Raw genomic sequence first — 13518 nt, 5'->3', positions numbered from 1 at the left:
GTTCTTGCCTTATTCGTATCTTACGACTTCTATCTGTCTTCTCTCATATTTCCCCCTTGGGGCATCACTTTTCGCTTTCTAGGCTTGTAATGGGATGCCCTTTCCTTGTTTCTACTTGATATAGATGGATGATTTTTTTCTATTCTTATACATCTACAACTAAAAAACAGCCCATGACATACTCAAACTTCAAGTTTAACTCTAAACCTGTCCTTTAAGTCTATCATAAGCTGTTTCTATATTATTATTTCAAATGATTTTAATTCTATTATGTTATTTCTTAACCTTTACTGTCTTCACTGCTGTCCACTTTCCGTATACATACTTTCCGTTTACATTTCTGTAAGCTCTAATTTTGATATATGCTTTTTTCTTCTTAATGTTGACAATCTTTTTTGTTGTGTAAGTTGTTTTGGTTGTTTTAACCGTTGTTGCTTTCCATTTTTTCTTTTTCTTGTTTTTTAATTTCTTGTTGTTTCCGTATTTAATCTGGAAACCTGTAATTCCTGAAATCTTTGTTGATGTTACTTTAATCTTCTTGCCTTTTGCATTCTTTGCTGACTTAATTTTAACTGCACCAACTACAGGATTCTTTGGATATTTAACTGCATTTTTTAATGCTGTTGTTGCACTGTTAATTGATGCCTGTGAAGGATTGTAAACCTTTGTTAATTTCACTGCGTTATTGTATGCTGTATTAACATTTGGGTAAACTGTCCAGTAAGATTTTGCACTATTAACATCACCTACAGCTCTTAACAATTCTGTTTTGTTTGCTAATTTTACTTTATTAATGTCTGTTGCCTTCTTTGTATCAATACCTACATCAGCACCATATCCAAATACTGAGAACATCACTCTTACAACATCACCGTTTTTTACTTTAACTTTGTCGCCAGACTGATAAACATTTCTTACAGTTGGATCTGTGCTTGTTAAACCGTCTTCTCTGTTAAATGTTTTTCCACTGTAAGTTGCGTTGTTATTAACTGTGAAAACCCAACCTGACATAACGCCATAATCACCTTCACCAAGATTCTTGTCTTTGTTGCCAAGATTCTGATTAGTGTTAGGTGCATAAATTGGTGTTCCAGAATGTGTCAAACCATAATCATCCATATCTGTAAATTCATATGGTTCAGCTATGTTTGCAATTTCATTTGGAATATGTGCAACTCTTGTACTGTCTGCACCAAGAATTGATGTTAAGTACCAACCACTTGATGTTGTATAATCATAATTTAATGAATGATCATTCATGTAACGGTCAATAACTGTTTTTACTGTATCACCGTTATTAATTGTAACCTGTGTAGGACCTGCGTATAAGCCCTGACCTATTGATAATTTTTCTATAGTAAGTGTAACTTTACCTGCTGCTGCGCTAACTTTATTTGGAATAGCTACAATTGATGTTGCCATAAGCGCTACACTTAAAATAATTGATAATGCTTTTCTCATTTCTGTCTCCTAATCATTTTGTTTAAAATTTTATTATGCACTTCTTATATTACCACAATAATTCACTATGGATTTCTACATCTTTACTTTCTTTATTTTAGAATAAGTTCCATAAACTTTGTTTCCCTCATCAAGCTTGTATGCACGAACCTTAAAGCTGTACTTCTTTCCTTTTTTTAGTTTTAATACACATTTAACTGTTTTTGCTTTCTTGATAGTTTTAACAAGTTTATATTTACCTGAATTTGTTTTCATGTAAACTACATAACCCACTGCGTCAGTAGCTTTCTTCCACTTAAGTGTAACCTTAGTACCTTTTTTCTTGGCTGATTTTAGGTTTACCTTAGCAGGTTTTGTTACTATAGGCTTTGTAACTGTAACTGTACATGTTGTAATCACTTTACCATCTGCAGAAATTGCTGAAATATACGTAACACCTATCTTTTTAGCTGTCACAACTCCATTACTTACTGTGGCGATTGTATCATTGGCTGAAATCCATGTAATTTTCTTGTTACTTGCATTACTTGGGCTGATTGTTGCTATTAATTTCAAAGTTTTACCAGGGTTAAGAGTAGCATTTTTATAATTTAGTGAAATACTTTTAACTGGTGAATCTACAGTTATAAAAAATTCAGTCTGTAAACCATTGTTTGTTTTTGCTGTAATGATTGCTGTGCCGGCACTCTTTGAAGTTACAAGACCATTCTCATCTACTGCTGCAACAGCTTCATTAGTGCTTGTCCATTGAATCTTCTTATCAGTTGCATTTTCAGGTGTAATACTAACCTGTAACTGACGAGTCTGATTCTCTCCAATTGTTATGTCTCTGCCGCCAACTCTTTCAAAGCCCTTAATCTCAATACCATCAACGTTTACTGTACATTCTGCAGTAAAACCGCCTTCTTCAGTTGTTACTATAACTTTTGTGTTTCCTTTTGAAACGCCTGTTACAACACCGTCTTTATCAACTGTGGCTACTTTTTCATCTAAACTTTTGAATGTAACATTAGTATTTGTAGCATTTGCCGGTAAAATACCATACTTAATCTGTTGGCTTCCTCCAACAAACATACTAACGTTCTTGTAATCGTTGATTATTTCTACACCTGTTACAGGTTCAGGAATTATAACAGGTTCAGATTCTTCACTTTCCGAATCACTGTATAAATCTGCACTAGCGTCATTTTTATCTACAATTGCCTTTACAATATAAACATATTTTCCTGAAGGCAAATCCTTATCTTCACATGCAGTTGCTGTTCCCTCATATATTACTTCATCATTTGCTGTAAGCTTATTGTATCTTGTAACAACGTATGACTCTGCGTGGTTAACCTTGCTCCAATTTACCCTAATATCTTTGCCATTTCTAACAGCTGTGACCTTAGACTTACCTAACTCACTTGATACTTTTACAACACACGTATTCTTCACATTAGGATTATCCTTTGAAGCAATAGTAATATTTGCTGTTCCAACTGACTTTCCTGTTACAACGCCATCTTTTACTTCTGCAACAGCCTCATTAGATGAAGTCCACACAACATCCTTCTGGCTTGTATTAGATGGTCCTAAAATATATTCAAGTTTAATTTGCTTTTCAGATTCATCGTCTAAGTTAAGTTTAACATTTGAATAGTTTAAATTAATATATTCTGCAGGTATGTTTGTCTGATTGTAAACCTGAATTTCCTTTATTTCAAAACAATATGCTCCATATGTAACACCCTGTAATCTTAAATAAGGTGTTGTTACCGCTTCAGTTAACCTAATTGTTCTTGTTTCAGCAGATTTGCCATCTTTTACTTCTGCAATATCTGTCCAGTCTTCTCCATTATCAGACTTTTGAAGTTTATATCCCTTCATGTATCCACCATTCCAAACAACTTTTACTGTGTCAAATGTTTGTGGTGAATTCCAACTAAGTGTTATGTTCTCATCTGCTTTTACTTCATCAGTTACTGATGAATCTTCAAATAATGGTGTACTTCTCCACATAGTTGTTTCATCGCCATCAATAGCTCTTGCGGCTACATTATCACCATTTTCACTTGAAGCAGTTGCTGTGGCGTCTAAGGCTAGATTTGGCATAGCCTTTTCTTCCGCACTACCAACAGTAAACACCTGCCATTCATACATACAATAGCCATAACCTTCGCTGGCTCTTTCTTTTAATTCAATTTTTACGTATCTTGCATCAACAGGAGTAAAATCATATTTAAATCTTCCTTTTTCCCCTGCTTTTTCTGTTGCAACCATTGTCCAGTCTTTTTTGTCGTCTGAAACATAGATATCATATTCCTTTGCCGCTGCTACTTCCCAATACAATACTACCTTATCAATCTCGTACTCTCTTCCTAAATCCATGCTCCATGCCTGATAATCTTCATATGCATTATCCGGATTATTTTTTACAAGTGGTGACTGATATTTTGTTTCAAGATTTCCATCTGTTAAAAAATCTAACTTATTATAATCATTTTTTGCTGATTCTTTTGATACCTCAACATTTCTATGAAAAGCTACATTTTTTCCAAGTGGCTGACCTTCATAAGCGGGTACATAAGTTTGTAATGTTGCAACCATTGTAGCTATGCTTAATAAATAAGCAATAAACTTTCTCATTTTTTCCTCCCTTCAATTTACTAAAGGCTGTCCTTTAGGGCAGAACATAAGACTTTACTACCTATGCCAACCTCTAAAAGACAGCCTCGTTCAATTACTATTTAAATCCATTAAATTATTAATGTTCTAAATTATTTAATGCTTAATTTTATAAATCAATTATTTTATCTTAAGCTTTTTCTTAAATGCCTTAACGGCTTTTTTATTACCTTTAAGTTTTGTCTTCTTAGACTTAATATTCTTTACAACTTTCTTACTGAAAGAATTCTTCTTAACTTTCTTAAGTTTCTTACCCTTGAAAGTAATAGTCTTAATCTTGTTATCGCTTGCAAAAGCCTTAGCACTAATTGTCTTAACCGCCTTTCCAATTACAACAGTCTTAAGTTTTGAACACTTCTTGAATGCGTTCTTTCCAATTGACTTAACTTTCTTACCGATTGTCACCTTGCTAAGTTTCTTACATCCTGAGAATGTATTACTGTTAATCTTAGTTACCTTGCTACCAATTGTAACTTTCTTAAGTCCCTTACATCCTGCAAATGCCTTGCCACCAATTGTTGTTACGTTCTTAAAGCTAATCTTGTTTAACTTAGTACACTTGCTAAATGCTGATGCACCAATTGTCTTGATTCCTGCTGCAAATGAAACTTTCTTAAGCTTCTTCATTGACATGAATGCCTTAGCACCAACTTCTGATACAGATAAACCATATCCCTTATAGCTTGTCTTATCAGGTACAGCTACTGTTGTTAATGTGTTCTTCTTAGAAGCAACAACACCAATAAGTTTTGCCTTACCCTGTTTAAGTGTATCAACTGAAGTTACCTGATAAATGTAATTTCCTGCTGTAAATACTTTTCCTACGTATACTCCGTATTTTGTACGAACCTGATTAGCTACCGATTTATCATTTTTAGGCTTGTCGACCTTACCAGGAGTTACATATCTGTTAGCTTCTTCAACCTTTTTCCATTCATCTGTACAGTCTTTAATCTTATCTTCATAATAATTATCGCCTGTCTTGTCTGTACCTAATGCGCTTGAAGTATCCTTTGTTGCTGGTTCCTTAACGATAGTCTTATCAGCACCATCTGTATCCATATCCGGCTGTTTAACATTATCTTCTGTATTTGGAATAATTAAACCATTATCATCTAATGGATATTTTTCCATTCCGTTTCCGCCATCTTTTGAGTAATCATAACTGTCTGGTAATGAAACAGATGTCTTGTTACGATAATATAATAATCTCTGGACAGCATATCCACCGCTCTTACCTGATACAGTTACTGAATCAGCACCTGTTGTAATACCAGGACATGTACCATTAATAATATTGTTAATACCTACATTTGGTCCTTCACCGTTTGCAATTTCTACGATACATGCATTTTCTATTAATACATCGTCCGCATTTGGTACTTCGATAGCATTATCTAAGAAGATTGATGCTCCATTAGTGTAAATAAATACATCGTATACGCCAAGACCTACTGCATAATGATGTTTTACATTATTTGAAACTTTGTATGCTGCATAACCCTTAACAGTGTTGTTATGTGACATCCACTCCTCCTGTTTCTGTGGATCATAACATTTTTCGTTCTGTAGGAAGTATGTCTTACCATATTCACCTCTCCAAAGTACATCATGCTTCTGGAAATGCTCAATAAATAATCCATAACCTGTTACATAATCACCATTTACAACTAAAGCACTATTGGCTGTATTCTCATACCAACCAGTGTTATCACCATGGTCAGCTCTCCAAATCCATGTTTCATCAATAATTGTATTGTTACTGTTAATTACGATACAATCTCCTGTTGTTCCAAGAGCTCCTGTACCACCAACTCTACAAATAACATCCTGTAATACACAAGGGTTATTTGAATGATCTACATTTGCACCTTCATAACCAAGTTCTAAAAGTGTATCTGTTTTCTTTCCGGCATCTAAAATTACACCTGCAATTTCAACACCACCAATATCATACTTTGTATATGATTTGTAATCACTGCTCCACTTCTTACCAGCAACTCTGATAAATGTATCCGTGTTCTTATCTGTTGAAGTAAATGTTGCCATACCTAAACCAAGTACGATTGTATTTTCATGTGTTACTTCAAGAGCCTTATCTAATTTGTAAATACCAGGCTGAAGAAGTAAGTTATAACCTTTTGCTAATGCATCATTAATTGTTGTTGAAGTATCCTTGTCAGGGTTTGCAATATAGAAGCTGTCTAAGCCTAATGAAACACCAGGTCCCATATTGTTTTCTGACCAAGAAACACCCTTTGTATCTTTTCTTACTGATGGTACAAATACCTTGTAGCTATCTGATGATTCATCAAAATATAAGAAAGGTTTTTCTCTTGTTGCATCTGTCTTATCTAATACTGTTGTACAGCCGTTTGTTTTCCAGTTTGAGAAACCATTGTTCTGTAATAAGTTACCACCTGCGTTAAAGTAATTACCACTGTTATCTTTTAAAGTTGTTCCGTCAACGTTTTCGCATCCCTGAATAACCTGATTCCAGTTAATACCATATACTGCACCATTATCAGCCTGCTTTGTTGTGAATTCGCAGTTTCTGTAGTAATACTGCTGCTGACACCATGAACCAACTGCATCGTGGAATTTTGTATCTGATATGTAACCACCGCTGGCCCAAGCTTTATCACCCCATGTCCACTGAAGTAATGTCTGTCTTTCTACATTAAGTCTTCTGGCTGGAGCTGCCTGTGATACTGCCCACTTAAATGAATCATTCCAGTAATCTGAACCATCTGATGTCTGAGCGATTGTAAAGTTTTCAACATCAACCCAGAAGTTACATGTTACGTTACCATTAGCTAAAGCTGCCGGTGTTTTAACGTTCTTAATTCTTACATCATATGGTGTCTTACCTAAACCAAGAATCTGTGTATAATATCCTACATTATAAGCATCTGCACTTGTATCTGTATAATCACCAGGTTTAAATGCGAATGCATAACGATTCTGACCGAACTGATCATAATGCTGGTAACCAAATATCTCATTTACCTTGTCTGAAATTGCATCTTTATCATCAGCATCATTGAATACATACATATTGTCACCGAACTGAGCAATTTCTAACGAATAAGGTTCTGACATTTCACCATTTACATTTCCGTTTACTGATTCTACCTTGTAGTAGTTTTTGTACTTAGAACTTGTATTTGGCTTTGTATCTGTGTAGCTTGTCTGATCAGCCTTTACAGTATCAATTAACTTATACTCAGCATAACGACCCTCTGCTCTGTAAATATTGTAAGAAGCTGCATTTGTTGCTACTTTCCAAGTAATTGTCTGAGCGCCTGTCTTGTCATCTCTCTTAATATCTGTAATATCTGTCTTAGCAGGTTTTGACATTGATAATGTAGTAGTATAAGCTACTTCACTGTCAGCATAAGTACTATAGCTTCCGGCATCTTTTGTGTTAGTTAATGTTCTAACCTTAAAGAAATATTGTTTTTGTGCTGTCAAATTATTAACAGTCATCTTGCTGTCTGTTGTTAAACCTGCTGATTTATAATTTCCATTTTCTGATGTAGCATAGAAAACTTCGAAACATGAATACATATGTTCCTTAGGTGTTGTCCATGAAACCTGAACGCTGTCACCTGCTACATTAGATAATGTTACTTTTCTAGCCTTCTTAGGTGAAGTTGCTGTGTACATATAAAACTTTTCTGCGTCACCAACCTTGTCGCCTAAATGGTATTTTGAGCTAACACCAAGTTTTGTATGTTCTTTGTTGTTATCATATTTGTCAGTATATGTTTCAACTGTAATGATTTTTTCATCAGCACTACTTGCAAATGAAATAGTTCCATCTTCGTTATGCTGAATTTCTACAGATTCCCAACCTGTTGGTGCGTAATCATCTTTTACATCCATTTTGTACTGGTAAATGATTTCGTCATCTGTAGCTCTCCATACAGTATTTCTTGACTTTGTTGCGAAATTAAATACATCATGTTCTTTGTCATCAATTCCGTAGTTTTTGTATGTTCCATAGTATGCAGAGAATTTAGCACTGTCATCCACACTGCTTGTTGTTGTAAATTTCTTTTCCACTAATATTGGATCATTCTCTTTTCCACTTACAGTAATAAGATTTCCATTTGCCTTGTTGACAAAGAAAACTTCTGCATGTGTTGTTGCTTCATCTGCACCATCAATTGCGTCTGTACTTGTTGCTGCTGATGCTGCAAGAACTGACTCGCTAAATGCCTGTGATGAAAAAAGCATTGTTAAAGCCAAAAGCATTGATAGTAAAGATTTGTACATCTTTTTCATCTTCATTTTCTTTCCTCCTCAATTAAACTCAAAAAAATTAATAAAACACTTTAATTTGTAAGGTTGGTCTTAAAACGTTTTTATTTTATATACTATATTTTAGCATTAATTATTTTTCATTCAATTCTCAGCTTTTATGAAAATGCTTTTTAGCATTTTTTACAACATTTTATTTTTTTTTTATTTACTTTTCCTAAATTTATATTAATATTTTATGCACTTTTCATATTCTTTCACATTCTTTCAAAATTTGACAAAAATGTTTTTATTTGTTTTTTTATTATTCTTTCCTACTTGTTCTTATTTGTGCCTTAATTTAATAAATATTACTAACTTTTTAGCCAGCAATATTTTTTCTTTCGTGCGAGTGTTCATCCATAGTGTAATGTTATTTCTATAATAAGAAATTCTAAAGGATTTTCTTATTATAGAAACAAAGAACTGCCGCCTCACGATTCTAAATCGTGAAAACGACAGTCCTCCGTCTCATTGTGTAATATATTACTTTAAAGGAACACACATCTTACTCTGATGCAATTCTAAAGTAAACCTAATTATTCTCTTGGCTCATCCGGCTCAAGTAAAGCTTTTTCGTAAGCTTCTAAAACGATACTCTGGATTGAATTGCGGGTAGCCGAGTTAATTGGATGAGCAATATCTCTATACTCTCCATCTGCTGCTTTACGTGAAGGCATTGCAATAAATAATCCTTTTTCACCTTCTACTACTTTAATATCATGTACTACAAATTCATCATCGATAGTTATAGACACTACAGCTTTCATTTTTCCTTCTTTAGTCATCTTTCTTACTCTAACGTCTGTTATGTTCATATGCTTGTCTTCCTTTCCTTGTAACCTACAAACTATATCTAAAATTACGTTCGTTTATAATTTTAATTTCATTTTCTTCTCCAAGATGATCTCCTGGATTAATTGTATTGTGACTTTCCACAATACAATTTTCTATCACAGCATTGTCTCCAATATATACATCATTTAGAATAACTGAATTTTTTATTGTGCAATTATTTCCTATGTATGCCTGTTTAAACACTACTGAATTCTCTACAGTACCATTAACAATACATCCGCTGGATATCAAACTATTCTTAACGTTTGAGCCCGAATTGTATTTTGCCGGTGGCATGTCTTCAACTTTTGAATAAACATCCGGATATTGTTTAAAGAAGAAATCCCTAACTTCCGGTTTTAAGAAATCCATATTTACGTTGTAGAATTTCTCTATGCTAGATAAATTATTCCAGTAAGAATCTAACTGATATGCATAAATCTTTTTAGATTCCTTATTTCTTATAATAATGTCATTAACAATATCATATCTGTCTTCTGCAACACACTCTTCTAACATCTGAATAAGCAATCTTCTTCTGATTACATAAATTCCTGTTGATACCAATGTACTTGTGCTATTAAGCGGTTTCTCAACAAAATCGATAATTCTTCCATTATTATATGTAGTAACCACACCATATGATGAAACATCTGCGTTACTACCCATATCTTTGCAAACTATTGTAATGTCTGCACCTGTTTCAATATGTCTCTTTAAAACATCATTGTAATCTAATTTGTAAATGCCATCTGCTGATGCCACAATTACATATGGTTCATGGCTTTTCTTAAGAAAGCCAATGTTTTGTGCGATTGCATCGGCTGTTCCTCTATACCAAAAACCATTGTCTGATGTAATTGATGGTGTAAATACATATAAACCACCCTGTTTTCTACCAAAGTCCCACCATTTTGATGAACTTAAATGTTCATTTAACGACCAGGCATTGTACTGTGTTAAAACAGCTACCTTCTGAATGTGGGAATTTGTCATATTACTTAATGCAAAATCAATTGCTCTATAACTTCCTGCTATAGGCATGGCGCCAATAGCTCGCTTTCTTGAAAGTTCCTTTAATTTGGTATTACTACCTCCTGCTAAAATTATTCCAACTGCTCTCATTTATTCTCACCTGCCTTAACTATATAGTCACCTGATGGGAGCTTTCCGTCAGGATAATCTGATGGTTCTGTTTTTCCTGAAATTGCAACATTCTTACCAATTGTTACACCGTCAGGAATAACTGAGCCTTCGCCTATTACTGTCAAATCACAATTGTATATCTTCTGACTTAATTTACTGTCAGCATATTCGCCAACACCAATTGTACAATTCTCTCCAACTTCAACATTTTCAGCTATAATACTGCCATAAATCTTAGTTCCCGGCTTTATTACGCTTCCCTGCATAATAATTGAATCGTGAATTTCTGCGTTTTCGCCAACCTCAACATTAGCACTTATTACTGAATTCTGTACATTACCTCTAATGTCGCAACCTTCACCTACAATACTTTTCTCAATCTCTGCATCTGCTGAAATATATTGTGGCGGAAGTGCATCATTCTTTGTGTAAATCTTCCAAAATTCCTCATATAAATTAAACTCAGGAACGATATCGATTAATTCCATATTAGCTTCCCAATATGATTTCAATGTTCCTACGTCCTTCCAGTATCCATTATATTCATAAGCGTAAATTGGTCTTCCGCTTCCATGAATGTATGGAATAATGTGCATACCAAAATCACAATTTGGCTGATCTTTTAACTTTAACAAAGCCTCTTTTAATACAGGCCAACTAAATATGTAAATTCCCATGGATGCCAGGTTACTCTTTGGATGTTCCGGCTTCTCCTGAAATTCTGTTATCTTATGATTATCATCTGTTACTACCACACCAAATCTACTTGCCTCTTCAATTGGAACCGGCATAGCTGCTATGGTTACATCCGCATTGTTCGCCTTGTGGTAATCAAGCATCACTTCATAATCCATCTTATAAATATGATCCCCTGATAAAATTAGCACATAGTCCGGATTATATGATTCCATATAATCTAAATTCTGGTAAATTGCGTTTGCTGTTCCTGTATACCATTCTGTATTTTCACTTTTTTCATATGGTGGAAGTACTGTTACACCGCCTATATTTCTGTCTAAATCCCATGGAATACCAATTCCAATATGAGCATTTAGTCTAAGTGGCTGGTACTGAGTAAGTACACCAACTGTATCCACACCTGAATTAATGCAATTGCTTAATGGAAAATCTATGATTTTGTATTTTCCTCCAAAGGCAACTGCAGGTTTTGCTACTTTCGCTGTTAGCACTCCTAAACGACTACCTTGGCCGCCGGCTAACAACATAGCTATCATTTCTTTTTTTACCATGTCCTTCACCTCGCTGCTTAAAAAAATTGTGTACTAAAAGTATAACATTAAATGTGACATATTAAAAGGGTAATAAGTATCTTTTGGTGCTTTTTTTTATTAGTTTTTTCGTTTTTTTGATGTTTTTTTCTTTTTTCTTTGTGCATTTTGTACATCATTCGACTATTTTTTTGTTGCATTTTGATTTTGTTAAATTTTTAGCAATTTTCTGCTATATATTTTTACCATATTGAACCTTTAAAATTTGTCATAAGAAGTGTATAATAATTAAGTATTTTAAGATGTAAAGGGAGCCTTTTTAAAATTTTTTTCTTCATATTAATATGCAATTTATTTTTATACATATTTATATGTTAATTTTATTAGGTTTTGCCTGTGCAAAAATTTATATATTTAATTTAGGAGAAGGATTATGTACAATTTAGATTTTAATACTCCTGCCAATTTACATTTTACAGGAATTGGTGGCATTAGCATGAGTGCTCTTGCAGAAATTATGATTTCACGAGGTTTTACAGTTACAGGATCAGATTCACATGAATCAAAAATCACTGATCATTTAGAATCTTTAGGAGCGAAGATTTTTTATAATCAGGTAGCTGGTAATATTTCATCTGATATAGACGTTTTAATTTATACTGCTGCTATTAAGCAGGACAACCCTGAGCTTGTTAAGGCAAAGGAACTTGGTATTCCACTTCTTACAAGAGCTGAGTTTTTAGGTCAAATTATGCTTAACTACCCTATGGCAATTGGAGTTTCAGGAACCCATGGAAAAACCACTACAACTTCAATGTTGTCACAGATTATGTTAGAAGGAAACACTGATCCAACTATATTAGTAGGTGGTATTATGCCTGCAATTCATGGAAACACACGTGTTGGGCATTCAGATAAATTAATTACAGAAGCTTGTGAATACACTAATAGTTTCTTATCATTTAAGCCAAATATGGCAATTATTTTGAACGTTGCCGCAGACCATCTTGATTTCTTTAAGGATTTAGATGACATTAGACACAGTTTCAGAAAATTTGCTGAACTTGTACCTAACGACGGTTTTCTTGTTATAAATAGTGATATTGACAACTTAGAATATTTTACTGACGGGCTAAAATGTAAGGTTATAACTGTAGGTTCAGATCCTGCAAAGAGTGATTACAGTGCTACAAATATTGAATTTGATCAGTTTGCTAAAGGTTCATACGACCTGGTTGTTAACGGTGAAAAGTCATTCCATGTAGCTTTAAATGTTACAGGAGAACACAATATTTACAACTCTCTTGCTGCTATTGCCGCTGCTCACGCAATGGGAATTAGTGACGAGAACATCAAGGCCGGTCTTACACAATACGGTGGAACTGACAGAAGATTCCAGTACAAGGGTAAAGTGGGCGATGTTACTATTATTGATGATTACGCACATCACCCAGATGAAATTACAGCAACTATCAAAACAGCTAAACACTATCCTCATAAGAAAATGTGGGTAGTTTTCCAGCCACATACATATTCAAGAACTAAGTCATTACTTCCTGAATTTGGAAAAGCATTAAAGGAAGCTGACGCTGTAGTTTTAGCAGATATTTATGCTGCAAGAGAAAAAGACACTTTAGGTGTTAGTTCTTTAGATGTAAAAAAAGAAATCGAAAAATACGGAACTGAGGTACATTACTACCCAAGTTTCAGTGAAATAGAAAATTTTTTACTAGAAAGTTGTTCACCTGGCGATTTGTTAATAACAATGGGTGCCGGAGATGTAGTTAAAATAGGGGAACATCTTTTAGGAAAATAACTTATTAACATCCCACAAAATTTTGTTGATAACTTTCTTCAAAATTTTGTGGTTTTT

7 protein-coding genes are annotated in these 13518 nt (G+C 34.0%); 1 reads left to right on the top strand and 6 read right to left on the bottom strand.

Annotation, left to right across the window (positions count from 1 at the left end):
* Positions 1–273: 273 nt before the first annotated feature.
* The 6 genes from DWZ69_RS00740 to DWZ69_RS00715 form a co-directional block, all read right to left on the bottom strand.
* Entirely contained in the window at positions 274–1461 is a 1188-nt protein-coding gene (locus tag DWZ69_RS00740; protein ID WP_117999316.1) for a hypothetical protein, read from the bottom strand.
* A 75-nt stretch (positions 1462–1536) separates the two neighbouring features.
* Positions 1537–4089, bottom strand: coding sequence for an Ig-like domain-containing protein (locus DWZ69_RS00735; RefSeq protein ID WP_117999315.1), 2553 nt, complete (start codon positions 4087–4089; stop codon positions 1537–1539).
* 159 nt (positions 4090–4248) lie between these two features.
* The gene (locus DWZ69_RS00730) at positions 4249–8424 is read right to left on the bottom strand and encodes a leucine-rich repeat protein (protein ID WP_118435619.1); all 4176 of its coding nucleotides are present in this window, start codon (positions 8422–8424) and stop codon (positions 4249–4251) included.
* Between the two features lie 548 nt (positions 8425–8972).
* Positions 8973–9251, bottom strand: a complete 279-nt coding sequence (gene spoVG / locus DWZ69_RS00725; protein ID WP_022164900.1) for a septation regulator SpoVG — start codon at positions 9249–9251, stop codon at positions 8973–8975.
* Positions 9252–9276: 25 nt separating this feature from the next.
* A complete protein-coding gene (gene glgD, locus DWZ69_RS00720; RefSeq protein ID WP_118435615.1) occupies positions 9277–10395 on the bottom strand; it encodes a glucose-1-phosphate adenylyltransferase subunit GlgD in 1119 nt (372 codons plus the stop codon).
* Positions 10392–11666, bottom strand: a complete 1275-nt coding sequence (locus DWZ69_RS00715) for a glucose-1-phosphate adenylyltransferase (RefSeq protein ID WP_117999312.1) — start codon at positions 11664–11666, stop codon at positions 10392–10394. The genes glgD and DWZ69_RS00715 overlap by 4 nt, the downstream gene beginning before the upstream one ends.
* A gap of 412 nt (positions 11667–12078) precedes the next feature.
* Between DWZ69_RS00715 and murC the strand changes: the two genes are divergently transcribed.
* Positions 12079–13461, top strand: a complete 1383-nt coding sequence (gene murC, locus DWZ69_RS00710; protein WP_118435612.1) for a UDP-N-acetylmuramate--L-alanine ligase — start codon at positions 12079–12081, stop codon at positions 13459–13461.
* The last annotated feature ends 57 nt before the right edge of the window (positions 13462–13518 follow it).

It is taken from the genome of Eubacterium sp. AF34-35BH, assembly GCF_003477765.1.
GTDB lineage: Bacteria > Bacillota > Clostridia > Lachnospirales > Lachnospiraceae > Eubacterium_G.
This window is presented reverse-complemented; position numbering and strand designations above follow the sequence as displayed.